This window comes from Pseudomonas protegens CHA0 (genome assembly GCF_000397205.1).
In the GTDB taxonomy this organism is placed as follows: domain Bacteria; phylum Pseudomonadota; class Gammaproteobacteria; order Pseudomonadales; family Pseudomonadaceae; genus Aquipseudomonas; species Aquipseudomonas protegens.
On the sequence record NC_021237.1, the window covers coordinates 1,875,371 to 1,896,286 of the forward strand.

17 protein-coding genes are annotated in these 20,916 nt (G+C 58.9%); all 17 read left to right on the forward strand.

The window, feature by feature from the left end; genetic code table 11:
- Positions 1–2 precede the first annotated feature (2 nt).
- The 17 genes from flhB (at position 3) to PFLCHA0_RS08520 (ending at position 20,905) form a co-directional block, all read left to right on the forward strand.
- Positions 3–1,139, forward strand: coding sequence for a flagellar biosynthesis protein FlhB (gene flhB, locus PFLCHA0_RS08440; protein ID WP_015634638.1), 1,137 nt, complete (start codon positions 3–5; stop codon positions 1,137–1,139).
- A 154-nt stretch (positions 1,140–1,293) separates the two neighbouring features.
- The gene (locus tag PFLCHA0_RS08445; protein WP_011059991.1) at positions 1,294–2,415 is read left to right on the forward strand and encodes a DegT/DnrJ/EryC1/StrS family aminotransferase; all 1,122 of its coding nucleotides are present in this window, start codon (positions 1,294–1,296) and stop codon (positions 2,413–2,415) included.
- An 82-nt stretch (positions 2,416–2,497) separates the two neighbouring features.
- Complete coding sequence (locus PFLCHA0_RS08450; RefSeq protein WP_015634639.1) at positions 2,498–2,719, forward strand: acyl carrier protein; 222 nt, start codon at positions 2,498–2,500, stop codon at positions 2,717–2,719.
- A gap of 5 nt (positions 2,720–2,724) precedes the next feature.
- Positions 2,725–3,765 (forward strand): ketoacyl-ACP synthase III, encoded by a 1,041-nt coding sequence (locus PFLCHA0_RS08455; RefSeq protein WP_015634640.1) that lies wholly within the window; start codon positions 2,725–2,727, stop codon positions 3,763–3,765.
- Positions 3,766–3,821: 56 nt separating this feature from the next.
- Positions 3,822–4,583, forward strand: coding sequence for an SDR family NAD(P)-dependent oxidoreductase (locus PFLCHA0_RS08460; protein WP_041752019.1), 762 nt, complete (start codon positions 3,822–3,824; stop codon positions 4,581–4,583).
- A gap of 26 nt (positions 4,584–4,609) precedes the next feature.
- A complete protein-coding gene (locus PFLCHA0_RS08465) occupies positions 4,610–5,239 on the forward strand; it encodes an acetyltransferase (protein ID WP_237615551.1) in 630 nt (209 codons plus the stop codon).
- 48 nt (positions 5,240–5,287) lie between these two features.
- Complete coding sequence (locus PFLCHA0_RS08470; protein WP_015634642.1) at positions 5,288–6,421, forward strand: aromatic ring-hydroxylating oxygenase subunit alpha; 1,134 nt, start codon at positions 5,288–5,290, stop codon at positions 6,419–6,421.
- Positions 6,422–6,471: 50 nt separating this feature from the next.
- A complete protein-coding gene (locus PFLCHA0_RS08475; RefSeq protein ID WP_230493588.1) occupies positions 6,472–7,038 on the forward strand; it encodes an LbetaH domain-containing protein in 567 nt (188 codons plus the stop codon).
- Positions 7,039–7,096: 58 nt separating this feature from the next.
- The gene (locus tag PFLCHA0_RS08480) at positions 7,097–8,332 is read left to right on the forward strand and encodes an FkbM family methyltransferase (RefSeq protein ID WP_011059998.1); all 1,236 of its coding nucleotides are present in this window, start codon (positions 7,097–7,099) and stop codon (positions 8,330–8,332) included.
- A 100-nt stretch (positions 8,333–8,432) separates the two neighbouring features.
- Positions 8,433–11,951, forward strand: coding sequence for a glycosyltransferase (locus PFLCHA0_RS08485; RefSeq protein ID WP_015634644.1), 3,519 nt, complete (start codon positions 8,433–8,435; stop codon positions 11,949–11,951).
- Positions 11,952–12,095: 144 nt separating this feature from the next.
- Complete coding sequence (flhA, locus tag PFLCHA0_RS08490; protein WP_011060000.1) at positions 12,096–14,225, forward strand: flagellar biosynthesis protein FlhA; 2,130 nt, start codon at positions 12,096–12,098, stop codon at positions 14,223–14,225.
- 11 nt (positions 14,226–14,236) lie between these two features.
- Positions 14,237–15,559 carry a flagellar biosynthesis protein FlhF gene (gene flhF / locus PFLCHA0_RS08495; protein WP_011060001.1) on the forward strand — a complete coding sequence of 441 codons (1,323 nt, stop codon included), beginning with the start codon at positions 14,237–14,239 and terminating at the stop codon, positions 15,557–15,559.
- Positions 15,560–15,677: 118 nt separating this feature from the next.
- A complete protein-coding gene (gene fleN, locus PFLCHA0_RS08500) occupies positions 15,678–16,508 on the forward strand; it encodes a flagellar synthesis regulator FleN (RefSeq protein ID WP_011060002.1) in 831 nt (276 codons plus the stop codon).
- On the forward strand, positions 16,505–17,245 hold the full coding sequence (fliA, locus tag PFLCHA0_RS08505) for an RNA polymerase sigma factor FliA (protein ID WP_011060003.1): 741 nt from the start codon (positions 16,505–16,507) through the stop codon (positions 17,243–17,245). Before fleN ends, fliA begins: the two co-directional genes overlap by 4 nt.
- A gap of 165 nt (positions 17,246–17,410) precedes the next feature.
- Positions 17,411–17,782 (forward strand): chemotaxis response regulator CheY, encoded by a 372-nt coding sequence (locus PFLCHA0_RS08510; protein ID WP_003183998.1) that lies wholly within the window; start codon positions 17,411–17,413, stop codon positions 17,780–17,782.
- A gap of 30 nt (positions 17,783–17,812) precedes the next feature.
- Positions 17,813–18,601: a protein phosphatase CheZ gene (locus PFLCHA0_RS08515; protein WP_011060004.1), complete on the forward strand. Its 789-nt coding sequence runs from the start codon at positions 17,813–17,815 to the stop codon at positions 18,599–18,601.
- A 12-nt stretch (positions 18,602–18,613) separates the two neighbouring features.
- Complete coding sequence (locus PFLCHA0_RS08520; RefSeq protein WP_015634645.1) at positions 18,614–20,905, forward strand: chemotaxis protein CheA; 2,292 nt, start codon at positions 18,614–18,616, stop codon at positions 20,903–20,905.
- The last annotated feature ends 11 nt before the right edge of the window (positions 20,906–20,916 follow it).

The following is a 20,916-nucleotide window of genomic DNA, read 5'->3' on the forward strand; positions in this document are numbered from 1 at the left end:
CCATGGCAGAAAGCGAGAGCGGTCAGGACAAGACAGAAGAGCCCACGGAGAAACGCAAAAAGGACTCCCGGGAAAAGGGCGAGATTGCCCGTTCCAAAGAGCTCAATACCCTGGCCATCATGCTGGCGGGGGCGGGCGGTCTGCTGGTCTATGGTGGTGGCCTGGCCCTGGACCTGCTGGAAATCATGCGCCTGAATTTCTCCCTGCCCCGTGAAGTGCTGCTCAGCCCAGGGGCCATGGGCCTGTACCTGCTGCATTCGGGCAAGATCGCCATCCTGGCGGTGCAGCCGGTACTGCTGACCCTGCTGCTGGCGGCGGTCATCGGCCCCATTTCCCTGGGCGGCTGGTTGTTCGCCGGAAAGAGCCTGGCGCCCAAGTTCAGCCGGATGAACCCGGCCAACGGCCTCAAGCGGATGTTTTCCCCCACGGCGTTGATCGAACTGCTCAAGGCCCTGGCCAAGTTTGCCCTGGTGCTGTTCGTGGCGCTCTCGGTGCTCTCGGCAGATATCGACGACCTCTTGCGTATCGCCCATGAGCCCCTGGAGAAGGCGATCATCCACAGCATCCAGGTGGTGGGCTGGAGCACCTTGTGGATGGCCTGCGGGCTGATCCTGATTGCTGCAGTGGATGTGCCGGTGCAGCTGTACCAGGCCCACAAGAAGTTGCTGATGACCAAGCAGGAGGTGCGCGACGAGCACAAGGACCAGGAGGGGCGGCCTGAGGTCAAGCAGCGGATTCGCCAGTTGCAGCGCGAGATGTCCCAGCGGCGGATGATGGCGGCGATCCCGGAGGCCGATGTGGTCATCACCAACCCGACCCACTACGCCGTGGCGCTCAAATACGATGCCGAGAAGGGCGGGGCGCCGGTGCTGCTGGCCAAGGGCAGCGACTTCCTGGCCTTGCAGATTCGCGAGATCGCCGTGGCTCACGAGGTCATGCTGCTGGAGTCGCCGGCCCTGGCGCGTTCGATCTTCTATTCCACCGAGCTTGAGGAAGAGATTCCTGCCGGGCTTTACCTGGCGGTGGCCCAGGTACTGGCCTACGTCTATCAGATCCGCCAGCACCGCGCGGGCAAGGGCAAGCGCCCGGATCCGCTCAAGGATCTGCCGATTCCGCCGGATCTGCAGCGCGACTCCTGAGGCGAGCGCCGCCAGATTGTTGGCTGGATTATTGCTTGTGGGTAGCCAGTGTATGGAAATGGTTACTTTTTTGACTAGGCAGAATCAATCTGAAAAAAGCGGGTGGATTGACTTTGTTCTTTGGGATGTTCGAACTGCTCAGAACTGATAAGTCATGGAAAAAATAATTACAGTTACCAGTCCGCTACTGCCGCCGTTAGAGGAATTTGTTCCTTATCTGGAGCAGATCTGGAAAAACAAGCGCCTGACCAATTGCGGTCCCTTCCATCAAGAACTTGAGCAAGCACTGGCTCGTTACTTGGGGGTCGGGCATTTGTCGTTGTTTGCCAATGGAACATTGGCCCTGATTACCGCTTTACAAGCACTGCATGTGAAGGGTGAAGTGATTACCACGCCTTATTCTTTTGTCGCTACGGCCCATGCCTTGGTGTGGAATCGCTTGACCCCGGTGTTTGTCGATATCGATCCACAGACCTTCAACATCGACCCTAAAAAGATAGAACAGGCCATTACGCCACAGACGACCGCCATCATGCCGGTGCACTGCTATGGCAATCCCTGTGATGTAGAGGCGATTCAGGCCATCGCCGATAAACATGGATTGAAAGTAATTTTTGACGGCGCCCACGCGTTTGGCGTGGAAGATGCCGGTGGCAGTGTACTGCGCCATGGCGACCTCAGTGTCCTGAGTCTGCATGCAACCAAGGTCTTCAATACCTTCGAGGGCGGTGCGATCATCAGCCCGGATGCACAGACAAAGTTGCATATCGATCAATTGAGGAATTTTGGTTTTGTGGATGAGGTCACGGTGGTGACCTGTGGCATCAACGGCAAGATGAGTGAAGTAAATGCTGCGTTCGGGCTCTTGCAGCTGCAGCATATCGACGCGGCCCTGGAACAGCGTAGAGCTATCGATTGTTTCTATCGCTCTGAGTTGCGAACCATCAAAGGTATTAACCTGGACCCGGTACCGGCCGCTCTTGTCTCGAACTATGCCTACTTTCCGATTGCCATTGAGCCCGAATATGCGCTGAGCCGCGATCAACTCTATGGGTTGTTGCAGGAGCACAATATATTCGCGCGCCGTTATTTCTATCCCCTGATTACCCAGATGTCGGTGTATGAAGGTATGGAGGGACTTCATCGCCATGCTTTGCCAGTGGCCGAAGCATTGGCTGAAAAGGTTATCTGTCTGCCCATTTATCCAGGGTTGGAGCCAGAGGACCTGCAACGGATCGTTGCTGTCATTCGCTCAGGAAACTCGGCGAATATATAACGTACTGGAGAGGGACTTTCGCCAAGAAGGCGAGTGTTTTGCGGAATTTTAAACCGCAGATTCTGATTATTAAGAGGCTGTTATGAGCAAAGAAGCATTTATCGAAAACTTTCTGTCTGCCACCGATTTTCAGGAGCCAGTTGAAGTCACCATGGAGACGGAGTTGCGCAATTTGCCAGAGTGGGATTCGCTCGCCGCATTGGGTGTGATTGTCATGTTTGATATTGAGTACAAGAAAGTGATCACGGGCGACGACCTTGAAAAGTCTGTTACCGTTGGTGATCTTTACAACTTGGTAGGATAAGCCTCATGCCACTCGTTACGTTGAATTCCGTGCGCTTTGCCGGTATGGCAACTTGCGTTCCTAAACGAGTTGTTTCCAATCTGACTGATTGCAAGCCGCAGATTCGTCCAGAGCGCGAAAGGCTGGTGCGCAATATCGGTATCGAGCTGCGAAGGCTGACGCAAGAGTGGCAGTGTTTTTCCGACCTGGCCTTCGATGCAGCCTCCAAGCTGATTGAAAGCCTGGAGTGGAAGCTCGAGGAAATCGACGCGCTGATCGTGGTTACCCAGTCCCCGGACTACCTGGCGCCTGCCACTGCGATCATTCTTCAGGATCGTCTGGGGTTGCCCCATACCACCCTGGCGTTCGACGTCAACCTCGGGTGTTCCGGCTATCCGTTCGGCCTGCATCTGCTTGGATCGCTGATCAGCGCCGGAGGTATCAAGAAAGGCTTGGTGCTGGTTGGGGATAGCGGTGCCCAGCTCAATGACCCGATCTTTTCGGATGCCGGCACCGCTACGGCGATGGAGTTCTGTGCGGATGCCCCGCCCATGTACTTCGACCTGAATAGCGATGGTAGCGGCCACAAAGCGATCATCCTCCCGGTTGGTGGGCATCGTGAGCCGGTAGGCATACAGCATCTGGTGCCTTTCCGTGAGAATGAAAATGATCACTGGCATCGAGCGATCGACTTGCAACTCGATGGTACTGCTGTGCTGAGCTTTTCCACTCAGCGGGTTCCGCCGGCGGTAGAAAAGTTGCTTGAATATGCCAATGCCTCGAAAGACGGAGTCGATTACTTCATCTTTCACCAGGCCAACCGCATGATCAACGAAACCATTCGTAGAAAGTTGGAACTTCCAGTCGAGAAAGTTCCTTCGACCTTGCGGGATTTTGGCAACACCAGCGGTGCTTCGCTGCCAGTCACCATGACTGCGCGAATTAATAAACAGCTTGAAGAAGGAACTAAGCGTTTAGTGCTGTCAGGGTTTGGTATTGGCCTGTCATGGGGAACCTGCTTGGTGGATATCCAAGGGGCGAAGTTTCCTGATTTGATTGAGTCCTGATAGGGCCGGGAGGTCACTCCTCCCACTGGCCGCAAATTTCTTCGGAGGGCAGCATAGTGAGTGCTGATAACAGCTTTAATCCATTCAGTCTCAAGGGCAAGCGGGTCTTGGTGACCGGGGCCAGTTCGGGGATTGGACTCACAACGGCTTTGAATTGTGCTCGCATGGGCGCCGAGATTATTGCCACTGGGCGTGATCGGGAACGCTTGACCAAGACGTTTGAAGAGTTGCAGAGCATTTCGAGTCTGGATCATAAAATGGTTGTAGCGGATCTTACCGTTGCGGCTGAGCGAGATGCTGTAATCGCAGCACTCGATTCGAAGATAAACGGTTTGGTGCATGCAGCGGGGATCTCCAGGTTGTCTCCAACTCGGATGATGACTGAGTCCCATCTTCAAGTGCTTCACCGAACCAATGTCGAAGCCCCTTTTCTGCTGACTCAAGGTATTTTGAGGCGCAATCTTGTTGCGGCTGATGGGGCTATTTTATTTATTGCATCCATTGCTGCGCATATTGGAGTGGCAGGGGTTGGCGGCTATTCCGGTACCAAGGCGGCATTGATTGCCATGGCGCGATGTCTTGCAACGGAAGTGGCTAAACATAGGATCCGGGTTAATTGTCTCTCGCCGGCATTGGTACATACGCCTTTGGTGGACGATGCTGAAAAGATGATCTCCATGGATACACTGGGCCAAGGGCAACTTCTGGGCTTTGGTATGCCGGATGATGTAGCCAATGCATGCATTTTCATGCTCTCCGATGCAAGCCGATGGATAACTGGCTCGACGCTTATCATGGACGGTGGGTTAACCCTTTAACGAGCCATGGGGGCGATATGCGGCGAATGATCATATTGGGGGCTGGCGGACTTGGGCGTCAGGTCCTGGCTCGAGTGGAAGCTGATGTAGCCTGTGGAATTGATTGGATCATCGCCGGTTTTCTGGATGAGCGCGGGCCTGAGGTTGTAGCGGAGATTCTTAATTGTCCCTGGTTAGGGTATCCGGAGCATTTTCAACCACAGTCCGACGACTTGTTTATCGTTGCGATCGGAGATCCTGCGAGTAGAGAAAAACAGGTGAAACTGCTGCTCGGCAAAGGCGCGAAGTTCATTGACTATGGAAGACCTGGTTTCCTTGGTGTTAGAACCGCTTGGGGGCCAACGTTTTTCGGCTATGACGTAAGTTGCGGCGTTGATAGTCAGATCGGTAATTACTGCTTTATCGATCAAGACAGCATGATCGGTCACGACGTAGTGATTGGCGACTATGTACATATCGCTCCCCGTTGTTTGTTGGCTGGCTACGTCAAGGTGGGCAACGGTGTGGTGATCAACTCCGGGGCCATGCTGTCCCGCGGGGTCACTGTGGGTGATGGAGCGGTGATCGGCATGGGAGCCGTGGTCTTCAAGGATGTTCCTGCCGGTGCGACGGTGGTGGGCAACCCTGCTCGAGTCATTTTCACCAAGCAGGATTGAAGGCTGGGTATTCATCTCGCTGCTCGGTCTTTTTTGTGGATACGTTTTATGTCGCGTCATGCGTTGGATGCAAGCCATTACACCTCCCAGGAAACTCTTTCTCGCGAGCGTGCCCACTTGTTTGGCGCGTTGTGGACCTTCGTCGGGTTCACGTCGATGGTGCGCGAGCGAAATCAGTTCTTCACTCGCAAGGTGGCGGGTGTGCCGATCCTGGTTCAGAGAACCGAAGCCGGTATCCGGGCCTTTATCAATGAGTGCCCCCATCGGCTGTCGCCTATTCAGACCGAGAGTGCCGGCAAGCGCCCTATGGTCTGCCCTTACCATGCCTGGTCATTTGGTGCCGAGGGCGAGTTGCGTGGCATACCCAATCATGGGCTTTACCAGTTCAGTGCCGCGGAGCGAGAAAAGATCTGCCTGAAGAAACTTCATCTGGAGGAAGTCGGCCAGTTGTTGTTTGTGAATTTTGCGCAGAGTCCCATTGCACTGAATGAGCAATTTACGGATGAGTTCATCGGGCAGTTGCAGGATGTGTCCTCTCATCTGGATTCGCAGATTATCTACAGTTGCCATCAGGTCCGGTATAACTGGAAGTTGAATATGGAGAACGTGAAAGACTATAACCACGTTCCTTTTATTCATCCGCAAACCTTCATGCCGGCCATGAATCAAATGGTCAAGGAGATCCCTGTAGTTGGCGATGATGGGGCTTCGGAAGTCATCAGGCTGATTTCTGCTGCCGAATCTCCTGAACTTGACTCGTTGAGTTACAGCACCAAGGCTCTGATCAAGCCCTACGAGAACTGGTTTGCGCCGTTGTGCGAAAAATATGGCAGTGAACATGCCTACTACAACTGGTTCATTTATCCCAATGTCAACTTCTGTAGTGTCAAGGGTGATCACTTTCTACTTCAGCAGTACGATCCCGTATCCCCTGGGGTTACCGACTATCACCTGTGGATGATGACCGCCACACGCAAGGATGTCCGCACCGACTTTACTGCGTTGCTGGCAACTTTGATTCGTGGCGAGCGCAAGGTCATAGCCGAGGACACGGTTGTGCTCGAGCGTTTGCAGGATGGGTTCGGTGAGCACTCTCGGCGCTTCATGCACGGCGAGTATGAGGCGCATATCGTTCAACAGCATCTCTGGTATAGAACTCATGTTTTGGGAGAGCGCCCATGACTCGCCATATCGTGCTGGGGGAGGGCTGGGCCTTCGAGCATGCCTGCCAGATGGCCACTGAGCTGGGCTTGCCCCATGTGCAGCACCGCCTGCTTTCGGCTGATCGTTACAACTTTCAGCTGGATGAATTCATCGATCGGTATCCGGCGCAAGACTTCGAAGTGTTTGTGGCGCTGGATGAGCGTGCGGTCAACTACTCGCGACACAAGCTGATTTCCCAGGTTCGGTTGGCGGGGTATCGCCTGTTCAATCTGGTTTCGCCTCGATCCATTGTTGAAGAAAGCGCCGTTCTGCAAGGCAATGCCTATGTGGGTGCGGGCTGCAACCTGGCCTCCGGTGCGGTAGTGGGGCTGGGCTCCTGGCTTGATCGCCAGGTAACTCTGGACTGCTCCGTGCAGTTAGGGGCCTGTGTGACCTTGCAGGCGGGTGTGACCCTGGGGCGCGGCGTGGAAATCGGCAGGGGCACCACGCTCTCCGCTGGCAGCTTTGCGCTGGCGGGCACGAAAGTCGGTCGCCATTGCGAGTGGTTGTTGGGCGGGAAGTTGCCGGAAGTCCTTGCTGACAAGTCCTTTTATGATGCCCTGATGCCAGATGGCGCCAGAATCCTGAAAAACTGAATATTAATTATCTTGCCGATTCGCTCAGGCAATTGGGCGGGCCGTTTCTGGAGTGGGTATGCCGAGTAATTATGCTGGTGTTAAAGGGCTGGAAGTGGCTGGTAACTACGAAAACCTGGTCACCATCTTTCAGCGGGCGGTCTCTGCGTATCAACATGATCCGCGCTTCTGTATTGCGCCTGAGGCCTGTCATGTCTACGACGCAAATGGGCGTGAAACAAAAGTCGTGCTGTTGGGAACGACCCAGTTCTCTCAACTCTTTATCAATGAAGCTGCCGGCAGAGTGCGGATTGTTGCCGTGGTCGACGACTTCAAGGCCGGCAAGATGGAAAGCTTTCATGGCGTTCCGGTGATCAGTTCGGATGCCTTCCTGAAGTTGGCCCGGGATACTGCGCTGATCAGTGTCAATGGCTGTCGGTATGATCACTCCCGGCGTTATTTCAAAAGCCTGGCGCTGCGCAACAACATCCCCATGCTCAACTTTGAGCAGGGCTTGCGGCTGCTTTCCATCAACCCGGCGAGCGACCATCGGATTGATGACTGGGGCAGCTACATTGTTGCTCACGCCCAGGAGTTGATCGCTCTCGGGCGGCGTCTGGACGATGACTATTCACGCTTCACCCTGTTCAGCGTTTTGCTCGGCCATTTGACGTGCGACCCCGAGTGGATACTCAACGCTGCCAAGCCCTACTTGACCCTGTATTTCCGTTCCGGCTTGTGGCTGCCTGACCAGAATGAGCGCTTCGCTGACTGTGGCGCCTCGATTGCCGAGTCCGCCAAGGCCTTTCTCGATGCGACCGACGGCCGCTTCCAGAAGATCTGGATGATCGAGCCGGACGAGGTCAATCGGGCCACCATTCAATCCTTCATCAGCGGTTACAACGGTACTCTCGCGCCTGCCCAGTCAGGTGCCATCGAGTTGCTGGGTTGTGCGTTGAGCAACGAAGACGGGCAGATGCCGTTCTTGCATGAGGGCGGGCACGGCGGTCACCTGTTATCTGCCGCTACTGCCCAGGCCATCTGCCGGGATGTCGATGTGCGCCGTCTGGATTCATTGCTTGATGACAGCCCGACGCTGATCAAGATGGACATCGAAGGGGCGGAATTGCAGGCCTTGCAAGGGGCCCGTGAGCACATCAGTCGTGGGCGCCCGAAAATGGCCATTTCGGCTTATCACCGGTCTGGCGATTTGCTGGATATCACCCGTTTTGTCGAAAGTGTGCGTGGCGACTACAAGATCGGCCTGCGCCACCACACCGAAGAGCGCTGGGATACCTGCCTGTACTTCTATTGATCTGCGTTCTGGCGCGCTGCATTGGCGCGCCATTTGATTGGGCCTGTGCCACTCGAGCGAAGGTGGCGGGCTATCGGCATTAACTAGCAAGAAGGTTTATATGAGCGCAAAGCCACTGGTCAGTGTGGTCATTCCTGCTTACAAGGCAACTTACTTTGAAGCGGCGCTGGCCAGTGTCTGTGCGCAGAGCTACGAGCATCTGGAGGTGGTGGTATGCGATGACTCGCGTACCGGGACCATCCGTGAGTGCACGGCTCGTTATCAGGAGTCCTGCTCTTTTCCGATTCGCTATGAGTTCAATGAGTCTCTGCGCGGCGAGCTCTTCAATGCCATTGAGTGCATAAAAGTCGCCAGTGGAAAGTACATCAAGTTCCTCCATGACGACGATGTATTGCACCCTGAATGTGTCGCGCAACTGGTGGCTGCGATGGAGTCAGATCCCTCTGTGGCCATGGCGTCTTCGCGTCGCCGCCTGATCGATTCCGACGGGGTCCCGCAACCGGATGCCCTGGCCACATCCCTGCCTTTCGCTACCGATGTGGTTATCGATGGCAAGGAGCTGACCAGCCTGCTGGCCGACCATAGCCTCAACTTCATCGGCGAGCCGAGTTGCGTGCTTTGTCGCCGAGAGGATCTGCTGGCGCTGGGGGATGGCCTTATGTCGCTCAATGGTTGCCTGATCTATTGGGTGGGCGACCTGGCGATGTATGTGAAGCTGCTGCAAAAGGGCAACCTGGCGTTGCTGAAGCAGCCGCTGACCGATTTCCGAGTGTCCCTGCAGCAGGGCAGTCAGCAGGGGCGCGACAAGCCGGGTATCGGTAACCAGGGGCACGCTGATTTCAAACGGACATTGCGCGAACTGGGCTGGCATCGAGGGGGGCTGGATAACCATCTGGTTTCGGTGCGTTCCCTGTATGGCGGCGACAGGTTCGAGCCGGTGGATATCCTGGCTGCTCTGCGCCAGAGTTACGCCAAGGGCGTGGCCGACCGGCAGATCAACAGCTGGATCGAGCAGCGGGTGCCAAGCCCGACCCAGTTGCATTTGATGGAGGGCTATCTGCAGTCCGGCGGCGGTGCTCCTTCAATCGGCATCATCGTCCTTGATCTGGCCGCGGATGCCCAGGCGCTGGCGCGCACCCTGCATAGCCTGGCGGCGCAGCCGCAGGGGCTTGTGCAACTGAAAGTGACGGTACTGGGGCATGAGGCGCCTGGCTTGGTTGCCGGCGGCGCCGAGTTGCACTTCACACCGGTTCAGGCGAACTACGCAGAGCAGGTCAATCGTTTGCTGCAAGAAGATGCATGCGAATGGTGTGTGCTGGTCCGCGCTGGTGATGAGTTCACGCCAAGCGGCCTGTTGGTCGCCAGCCTGGAGTTGCTGCCGGATCCCGACTGCCGTGCAGTGTTCTGTGATGGCGTGCTGCGAGAAGCCAATGGCGACACGGGGGTCATGCTGCGCCCGGACTTCAACCTGGATTACCTGCTGAGTTTCCCGGGGGTGCTGGCGCGTCACTGGATCTTCAGGCGTCGGGTGCTGATCGAGGTGGGTGGTTTTGATGGTGCCTACGCGCGGGCCCTGGAGTTCGAGCTGATCCTGCGCCTGATCAATCAAGGTGGCATTGACGGTTTCGGGCATATCCCGGAATTGCTGCTGAGTTGTCCGCCCGTGGCCCTGGGTGAAAATGAAGATGAGCGCCGTGCGCTGGTCGAGCACCTGTCGCAGCGTGGCTATGCCAGCGCGCAGGTCGACAGCTCGCTTGCGGGACACTATCTGATCGACTACGGGCACCAGGCCCGCCCCCTGGTATCGATCGTGGTGGTGGTGAGTGACGACCTGGCGGCGGCGCAGCGCTGTATTTTCAGTGTCCTGGAGCACACCCGTTACCCTTTCTACGAGTTGCTGATCGTCGATAACGCCTGTCAGGCCGCAGAGGCAAGGCAGTGGTTGCAGGCTGTCGCGGAGCTGTCGGCTGAGCGTATCCGGGTAGTCAGCCTGCCTTATGCCGTGGATCGTTCCACCGCCAACAACCTGGGGGCGCAGCAGGCTTCTGGTGAATATCTGGTATTCCTGCGTGCGCTGACGGCGATCTTCGACGGTGGCTGGATTGATGCGCTGTTGAATCACGCGCTGCGCCAGGAGGTGGCGGTAGTGGGGGCCAAAGCGCTCTCCAGTGATGGCGAAGTGAGCCATGGCGGATTGATCCTGGGGCTGGCGGCCGGCGGGGCGGCAGCATTTGCCGGGCAGCAGGCCGACGCTGCCGGGTACATGAATGGCTTGCAGGTGGATCGCAATTGCAGTGCGGTCGCCGACATCTGCCTGATGGTACGTAAGGCCCTGTTTGATGGGGTGGGTGGCTGGGATGCCGAGCTGTTCCCTGAGGCGGGAGCGGATATTGACCTGTGCCTGCGCCTGGCGGGCCATGGTTATCTGACGGTGTGGACGCCGCGTGCGCGGGTCATGCACGGTATGCCGCCGGCCGCGTTTGCGCCGCGGGATGAAGATGCCTTGTCCCAGCGCTGGCTTTCGGTGCTGGCGCGGGACCCGGCCTACAACCTGAATTTTTCCCTGGGGCAGCCAAAGGGCTTCCAACTGGCCGAGCCGTCGTTAAGTTGGCGTCCGCTGATCTGGCGCCCGTTGCCAGTGGTGCTGGTGCATCCTTCGGATCGTTATGGCAGTGGTCACTATCGGGCCATTCGACCGATGGAGGAGCAGAGTTCGGCGGGCCTGATCGACGGGGTGCTGTCGATGGCGCTGTTATCGCCGGCCGAACTGGCGCGAGTGGCCCCGGATTCGATGGTTTTCCAGCGCCACATCGGCGAGGAGTCGCTCAGCGCCATGCGTCGTGCGCAAGCCTTCTCGCGCAGTTTCAAGGTCTTTGAGCTGAACGATCACCTGCCAAGCCTGGCTGTCGGGGAGGCTGCCCAGGGCATGACGCCTGGGGATATTTCCTACTATTTGCGCGAAGCCGTGGCCTGCGTCGATCGCCTGGTGGTGTCCACCGAAGCCCTGGCCGACGCTCTGCATGGCCTGCATCCGGATACCCGGGTCATCCACAGTCGCCTGGACCAGCAGGGCTGGGGGGCGTTGCCAAGCAGCCAGCGGTGTGCCGGCGACAAGCCCCGGGTAGGGTGGGCGGGCGCGGACTGGCAGCTGGCCAATCTTCAAGTGATCGGCGAGGTGGTGAAAGCCCTGGCGACGGAAGTCGACTGGGTGTTCATGGGGGCTTGTCCCGAGGAACTGCTGCCCTATGTCAAGGAAGTGCATCGTGGTGTGGAGATCAGCCTGTATCCGGCGGCGCTGGCCAGGCTGAATCTGGATCTGGCAGTAGCGCCCATGCAGCAGAGTCTGCTCAACGAGTGCAAGAGCAACCTGCGTCTCCTGGAGTATGGCGCCTGTGGTTATCCGGTCATCTGCAGTGATCTGGCGTGTTTCCGCGGTGATTTGCCGGTGACTCGGGTTGCCAATCACTTCCAGGACTGGAGGGCGGCCATCCGCATGCATCTGGATGATCCACAGGCCAATGCCCGGGCCGGGGATGCCCTGCGTGAAGTCGTCCGGCGCGACTGGATGCTGGACGCTAGCGCATTGATGGCGTGGCGTGCTGCCTGGCTGCCGGATTAATCACGGCCAATCTGAGGTTTCCGGCATTTTCAGCTCAATGCCGGCGCCATATTTCCTTTCGGTAAAAGTTGGAAGGTTTCTTGCAGTAGCAGCCCCGTGCCGCTTCAGGCGTCAAAAGTTTGCTTTACGGAACGGGGTAAATCGGTGGATCGCTCTCAGTTAATCAACACGGCTCGCAGCAACCTGGCTGACCTCGGTCGAGGCAATCTGGGTGTGCCGGTGCTGCTGTTGGTCATGCTGGCCATGATGATGTTGCCGGTCCCGGCGTTCCTGCTGGACGTGTTCTTCACGTTCAACATCGCTTTGTCGATCGTGGTTCTGCTGGTGTGCGTGTACGCCCTGCGGCCGCTGGACTTTGCCGTGTTCCCCACCATTCTGCTGGTGGCCACGCTGCTGCGCCTGGCGCTCAACGTGGCCTCGACCCGGGTGGTGATGCTCCATGGCCAGGAGGGCCACGCCGCTGCCGGTAAGGTGATCCAGGCCTTCGGTGAGGTGGTGATCGGCGGCAACTACGTGGTCGGTATCGTGGTCTTTGCGATCCTCATGATCATCAACTTCGTGGTGGTGACCAAGGGTGCCGGCCGTATTTCCGAGGTGAGCGCGCGCTTCACCCTGGACGCCATGCCCGGCAAGCAGATGGCCATCGATGCTGACTTGAACGCCGGCCTGATCGACCAGAACCAGGCCAAGCTGCGCCGTCTCGAAGTGGCCCAGGAGGCCGAGTTCTACGGTTCCATGGACGGTGCCAGCAAATTCGTGCGCGGTGACGCCATCGCCGGTTTGCTGATCCTGTTCATCAACCTGATCGGCGGCATGGCCGTCGGTATCTTCCAGCACAACATGAGCTTTGGCGATGCGGGCCGGGTATACGCCTTGCTGACCATCGGTGACGGTTTGGTGGCGCAATTGCCATCACTGTTGCTGTCCACTGCGGCGGCGATCATGGTGACCCGGGCTTCGGGTTCCGAAGACATGGGCAAGCAGATCAACCGGCAGATGTTCGCTTCGCCCAAGGCGCTGGCGGTGGCAGCCGGCCTGATGGCCGTGATGGGGCTGGTGCCGGGCATGCCGCACTTCTCCTTCCTCAGCCTGGCGGCCGTGGCCGGTGGCGCCGCTTACCTGGTCTGGAAAAAGCAGAATCAGGTCAAGGTCAAGGCTCTGGAAGAGGTCCAGCGTCAACAGGACCTGCTGCCTTCCCCGGCCCGTGCCCTGGAAACCAAGGAGTTGGGTTGGGACGACGTGACGCCGATCGACATGATCGGCCTGGAAGTCGGTTACCGCCTGATTCCCCTGGTGGATCGCAACCAGGGCGGGCAATTGCTGGCGCGGATCAAGGGGGTGCGCAAGAAGCTCTCCCAGGACCTGGGCTTTCTCATGCCCACGGTGCATATCCGCGACAACCTGGACCTGGCGCCGAGCGCCTACCGCCTGACCCTGATGGGGGTGATCCTGGCCGAAGCGGAGATCTATCCGGATCGCGAGCTGGCGATCAACCCGGGGCAGGTCTATGGCACGCTCAACGGCATCTCCGCTCGGGACCCGGCCTTTGGTCTGGAAGCGGTGTGGATCGAAATCAGCCAACGGCCGCAGGCGCAGTCCCTGGGCTACACCGTGGTGGACGCCAGTACCGTGGTCGCCACCCACTTGAACCAGATTCTGTACAAGCACTCCAGCGAACTGATCGGCCACGAAGAGGTCCAGCAGTTGCTGCAAGTGTTGTCCAAGAGTTCGCCGAAGCTGGCCGAGGAATTGGTGCCGGGCGTGCTGTCGCTTTCGCAGTTGCTCAAGGTCCTGCAAGCGCTGCTGGCCGAGCAGGTGCCGGTACGCGACATCCGCAGCATTGCCGAAGCCATCGCCAACAATGCCGCCAAGAGTCAAGATACTGCCGCTTTGGTTGCCGCGGTACGCGTCGGATTGTCTCGTGCCATCGTCCAAAGCATTGTAGGCACTGAGTCTGAGCTGCCTGTGATCACCTTGGAGCCAAGGTTGGAACAAATTTTGCTCAGCAGTCTGCAGAAGGCAGGACAAGGCCAGGAAGAAGGCGTTCTGCTGGAGCCAAGCATGGCAGAGAAGCTGCAGCGTTCGCTGATCGATGCGGCGCAGCGTCAAGAGATGCAAGGTCAACCGGTGATTCTGTTGGTAGCGGGGCCGGTCCGCGCCATGCTCTCGCGGTTCGGCCGTCTCGCCGTCCCGGGTTTGCATGTGCTGGCGTACCAGGAAATTCCGGACAACAAGCAAGTGACCATCGTTGCGACAGTAGGGCCCAACGGCTGAGGTAGTGGGTTATGCAAGTTAAGCGTTTTTTCGCCGCCGATATGCGTCAGGCCATGAAACTGGTTCGTGATGAGTTGGGCGCTGAAGCCGCCATCATCGGCAACCGGCGGATCGCCGGCGGTGTCGAGCTGACGGCTGCGCTGGATTACAAGTTGTCGGCCTTGTCGCCACGGGTTCCGAACATGGAACTCGAGGACGAGCTGCGCAAGACCCAGTCGCGGATTGTCACCGCCCAGGCCGAACTAAGCCTGCGGGGCGAGGGCGACAGTGCCTCGATCACCAATCGCCAGCTGTTCGCCGGCCTGCCGTTGACCGCGGCCGAGCCCCTGATCGAGCCGACCCTGACCGAGCGTCCGCGCCCGGCGCCGGCTCCTGCAGCGCCACCTGCCGATACGCGGGCGCTGGACTCGATGCGTTTCGAGCTCAACGGTCTGCGCGAACTGCTGGAAGTGCAGCTCGGCTCCCTGGCCTGGAGCCAATTGCAGGGCAGCCGTCCGGAGCAGGCCAACCTCTGGCGTCGCCTGCAGCGCATCGGCCTGTCGGGCCCGCTGGCCCGCGACCTGCTGGCACTGATTACCGAAATCAACGAACCCCGTCAGGCCTGGCGCATGTTGCTGGCGCACCTGGCGCGAATGATCCAGACCCCGGAAGTCGAGCCTCTGGAAGAGGGCGGCGTGATCGCCATGGTCGGCCCGGCCGGCATGGGCAAGACCACCACCCTGGCCAAGCTGGCGGCGCGCTACGTGCTCAAGTACGGGGCGCAGAACATTGCCCTGGTGAGCATGGACAGCTACCGCATCGGCGCCCAGGAGCAGCTCAAGACCCTGGGGCGCATCCTCAATGTGTCGGTGACCCATGTGGACCCGGGCCAGTCCCTGGCCCAGGCACTGGATCCGCTGCTGCGCAAGCGCGTGGTGCTGATCGATACCGCCGGCCTGCAGGCCAGCGATCCGGCGTTGCGCATGCAACTGGAGAGCCTGGCCGGTCGTGGCATTCGTGCGAAGAACTATCTGGTACTGGCTACCACCAGCCAGAAACAGGTGCTGACCGCCGCCTACCACAGCTACAAACGCTGCGGCCTGGCCGGTTGCATCCTGACTAAACTTGATGAAACAGCCAGTCTTGGCGAAGTGCTGAGCCTGGCCATCAGTCATGAACTGCCGGTTGCCTATCTCACTGATGGTCCGCGGATTCCTGACGATCTGCACCTGCCTCGCCGGCATCAGCTGGTGAGTCGCGCGGTAAGCGTACAGATGCAGGAAGAACCCAGCGAGGAAGCCATGGCCGACATGTTCGCTGACCTTTACCACAGCCCGTCCAAACGGGTTGGCTGAGGTAATCATGAATAGATTGCAGTGTATCTACATCGATGGTCTGCCATGCATTGTTCCAATGGTGAACGCGCAGCCAGTTATGTGGCCCCGTCTAAGTAAGACAAGGTAAAGAAAGAACATGGGCAGCATGCATCCCGTACAGGTGATTGCGGTGACCGGCGGCAAAGGTGGCGTCGGCAAGACTAATGTGTCAGTGAACTTGTCCCTGGCTCTGGCTGAGCTCGGCCGGCGGGTCTTGCTGCTGGATGCCGACCTGGGACTGGCCAATGTCGATGTCCTGCTGGGCCTGACTCCCAAACATACCCTGGCCGACGTCATCGAGGGCCGTTGCGAACTGCGCGATGTGCTGCTCCAGGGGCCTGGAGGCATCCGCATCGTACCGGCCGCCTCGGGCACCCAGAGCATGGTGCACCTGAGCCCTGCGCAGCACGCTGGCCTGATCCAGGCCTTCAGCGATATCGGCGACAATCTCGATGTGCTGGTGATCGACACCGCTGCGGGTATTGGTGACTCGGTAGTCAGCTTTGTCCGCGCGGCCCAGGAAGTACTGCTGGTGGTGTGCGACGAGCCGACCTCGATCACGGACGCCTACGCGCTGATCAAGCTGCTCAACCGCGACTACGGCATGAACCGTTTCCGGGTCCTGGCCAACATGGCTCAGAGCCCTCAGGAAGGTCGCAACCTGTTTGCAAAATTGACCAAGGTCACGGATCGCTTCCTGGACGTGGCCTTACAATACGTCGGCGCAGTTCCCTACGACGAAAGCGTACGCAAGGCCGTGCAAAAGCAGCGTGCGGTCTATGAAGCCTTTCCTCGTTCGAAGTGTGCATTGGCGTTCAAGGCCATCGCGCAAAAAGTCGATACCTGGCCGTTGCCGGCGAACCCACGCGGGCATCTGGAGTTTTTTGTCGAGCGGCTAGTGCATCAAACAGCGGGACCGGTGCTATGACTGCCAGTGGCTACAACCTCTACAAGAAGTCGGCGCGTGACAGCCAGTACGAATTGATCGAGCGCTACGCGCCTCTGGTCAAGCGTATTGCCTATCACCTGCTGGCGCGGTTGCCGGCCAGTGTTCAGGTAGAAGACCTGATTCAGGCCGGGATGATCGGTTTGCTCGAAGTGTCGACCAAATACGACGCGAGCAAGGGGGCGAGTTTCGAAACCTACGCGGGTATCCGTATCCGTGGGGCGATGCTCGACGAGGTTCGTAAAGGCGACTGGGCACCGCGTTCGGTGCACCGTAATACGCGCATGGTCAGTGATGCGATTCGCGCAATTGAAGCTAAAACCGGTCGTGACGCTAAAGATCATGAAGTTGCGGCCGAACTTCAATTGAGTCTCGACGATTATTACGGGATTTTGAACGACACCTTGGGCAGCCGCCTGTTCAGTTTCGACGACCTGTTGCAGGACGGCGAGCATGAAGGGCTGCATGAGGATGGCGCCAGTGCTCATCTCGAGCCGTCACGGGACCTGGAGGATGAACGCTTCCAGGCCGCGTTGGCGGATGCGATTGCCAATTTGCCGGAGCGCGAGCGACTGGTGTTGGCGCTGTACTACGACGAAGAGCTGAACCTCAAGGAAATCGGTGAGGTCCTGGGGGTCAGCGAATCGCGGGTCAGCCAGTTACACAGCCAGTGCGCAGCCCGTTTGCGGGGGCGTTTGGGGGAGTGGCGAGCGCGCTGACAGGCAGTGTGGGGACACTGCGTTCAGGACCGGTGAAGCAAGCGCTGCACCGGTCTTGCAGTATGTGCTCCATGCAGTCGTTGTGTGTTATGCCGGATTGATTGAATGGCGCGTTCAGGTGCTGGATGCGTTTAAGACTGCTTGGAGGTCGAATTGGACAAGAACATGAAAATCCTCATCGTTGATGACTTTTCAACGATGCGGCGGATCATTAAGAACCTGTTGCGTGATCTGGGATTCACCAACACGGTCGAGGCCGACGATGGCACTACCGCCATTCCGGTACTCAACAGCGGGAGCATCGACTTTCTGGTAACGGACTGGAACATGCCGGGCATGACCGGTATCGACCTGCTGCGCCACGTGCGCGCCGATGAAAAACTCAAGCACCTGCCGGTATTGATGGTGACTGCTGAAGCCAAGCGCGAGCAGATCATCGAAGCTGCCCAGGCCGGCGTAAACGGCTATGTCGTCAAACCATTCACGGCTCAGGCGTTGAAAGAGAAGATCGAAAAAATCTTCGAACGCATCGGTTGAGACGCGTAGCCATTCCGCCACGGGGGAGCTATGGAGCATAACGAATCTTCACTGGGCGACTTTGAGTCGACCCTGAAAAAACATGCGCTGGAACTGGTCGAGAGCCTTGAAAAGGGCCGGTTCGGCGAAGCGGTGCAATTGATCCATGAGCTCAATCAGACCCGTGACCGCGGCCTGTACCAGGAAGTGGGCAAGCTCACCCGCGAGCTGCATAGCGCGATCGTCAATTTCCAGATTGACCCGCACATGCCGCAAGCCGAGGAAGTTTCACAGATCACGGATGCCACTGAGCGCCTGTCCTATGTGGTCCGGCTGACGGAAGCCGCAGCCAACCGCACCATGGACCTGGTGGAGAGCAGCACCCCGCTGGTCAACGGCCTGAGCACTGAAGCCCAGGCCTTGAGCGCAGACTGGGGGCGCTTCATGCGGCGCGAGGTCGGCGCTGAAGAGTTTCGCGAGCTGGCGCGCCGGGTCGACAGTTTCCTGACGCGCAGCGAACAGGAAACCCGTACCGTTTCCGGCCACCTCAACGACATTCTGCTGGCGCAGGATTACCAGGACCTGACCGGTCAGGTGATCAAGCGTGTGACCCAGTTGGTCACGGAAGTCGAAAGCAATCTGCTCAAACTCGTCTTGATGGCCAGCCAGGTCGATCGTTTCGCCGGTATCGAACATGACCGTGAATCGATCCTCGCTGAAAAAGATCCGCAAAAACATCTCGCCAAGGGTGAAGGTCCGCAGATTCATGCCGATAAACGGGAAGACGTTATGTCCGGTCAGGACGATGTAGACGATTTGCTTTCCAGCCTTGGATTCTAGGAGCACCCATTAATGAGCTTCGGCGCCGATGAAGAGATCCTTCAGGATTTCCTGGTTGAGGCCGGCGAGATTCTAGAGCAACTGTCCGAACAACTGGTCGAGCTGGAAAGCCGGCCGGATGATGCGGATTTGCTCAATGCAATTTTTCGCGGTTTTCACACTGTTAAAGGGGGCGCCGGCTTCCTCCAGCTCAATGAGCTGGTGGAGTGCTGCCACATCGCCGAGAACGTCTTCGACATCCTGCGCAAGGGTGAGCGGCGAGTCGACTCGGAACTGATGGACGTGGTGCTTGAAGCTCTGGACGCGGTGAACGGCATGTTCAGCCAGGTCCGTGAGCGCACCGAAATCACCGCTGCCACACCGGAGTTGCTGGCGGCCCTGGCGCGCCTGGCCGAACCTGCCGGTGCCGAGCCTGCAGCACCTGCTGTGGAAGAGGTGGTTGAGCCGGTTGCCGAGCCTGTGGCTGAAGAAAGCCCGGCAGGGGACATCACCGATAACGAATTCGAGCTGTTGCTCGACTCGCTGAATGCCGCCAAGGCCGAAGCCGAAGCAGCGCCTGCCGCCGCACCTGCGGCCCAGGGCGAGCCGGCCAGCGATGAAATCACCGACGCCGAGTTCGAATCCCTGCTCGATCAGTTGCACGGCAAGGGCCAGTTCGCCCCGGATGCCGTGGCACCGGCCGCGGCCAGTGCCACCAGTGGTGCGGCTGGCGCAGGTGATGAGATCACCGACGATGAATTCGAAGCATTGCTGGACCAGTTGCATGGCAAGGGCAACTTCGCCGTGGAGGCCCTGGATTCGGCCGTGGCGGCGGCGCCTGCCGCTCCTGCCGCAGCCGCACCAAGCGCAGCCGCAGCCGGCAGCGACCTGATCACCGATCACGAATTCGAATCCCTGCTGGATGAGTTGCACGGCAAGGGCAAATTCTCCGAAACCCCGGGTGCGGCCAAGCCAGCCGCGGCCACTGCGGCTCCGGCTGCGGCGGCCACTGCTGCCGTCGCCAAGCCGGCGGCGAAGAAGCCCGAGCCCAAGGCCGAGGCGCCGAAAGCTGCTCCTGCTCCTGCTCCTGCTGCGGCCCCGGCCCCGGCTCGCGCCGCCGCTGCGGCCCCGCCGGCGGAAAAGCCTGCCAGCGAAGCGGAAACCACGGTGCGTGTCGATACCGCGCGCCTGGACGAAATCATGAACATGGTGGGCGAGCTGGTGCTGGTGCGTAACCGCCTGGTGCGCCTGGGCCTCAACAGCGGCGACGAAGCCATGTCCAAGGCCGTGTCGAACCTCGACGTGGTGACTGCCGACCTGCAGACCGCGGTGATGAAGACCCGCATGCAGCCGATCAAGAAGGTCTTCGGGCGCTTCCCGCGCCTGGTTCGCGACCTGGCCCGGCAGCTCAAGAAAGAGATCAACCTGGAGCTGGTGGGGGAAGAAACCGACCTCGACAAGAACCTGGTAGAAGCCCTGGCCGACCCGCTGGTGCACTTGGTGCGCAACGCGGTGGACCACGGCATCGAATCGCCGGAAGAGCGCGAAGCCTCGGGCAAGTCCCGTGGCGGCAAGGTGGTACTGGCGGCGGAACAGGAAGGCGACCACATCCTGCTGTCGATCTCCGATGACGGCAAGGGCATGGACCCGAACGTGTTGCGCGCCATCGCCGTCAAGCGCGGCGTGATGGACAAGGACGCCGCCGACCGCCTGAGCGATACCGAGTGCTACAACCTGATCTTTGCCCCGGGCTTCTCCACCAAGACCGAGATTTCCGATGTGTCCGGTCGCGGTGTGGGCATGGACGTGGTGAAGACCAAGATTTCCCAGCTCAATGGTTCGATCAACATCTATTCGACCAAGGGCCAGGGCTCGAAGATCGTCATCAAGGTGCCGTTGACCCTGGCGATCATGCCGACCCTGATGGTCATGCTCGGCAACCAGGCATTCGCTTTCCCGCTGGTCAACGTCAACGAGATCTTCCACCTCGACCTGTCGCGCACCAACGTGGTGGACGGCCAGGAAGTGGTGATCGTGCGCGACAAGGCGTTGCCCCTGTTCTACCTCAAACGCTGGCTGGTCAGTTCCGCCGCTCATGAAGAGCAGCGCGAGGGCCACGTAGTGATCCTTTCGGTGGGTACCCAGCGGATCGGCTTCGTCGTCGATCAACTGGTGGGCCAGGAAGAAGTGGTCATCAAGCCCTTGGGCAAAATGCTTCAGGGAACCCCGGGCATGTCCGGCGCCACCATTACCGGTGACGGCCGCATTGCTCTGATCCTCGATGTTCCGAGCATGCTCAAGCGTTACGCCGCACGGCGTATTTGATTCGGCGGGGA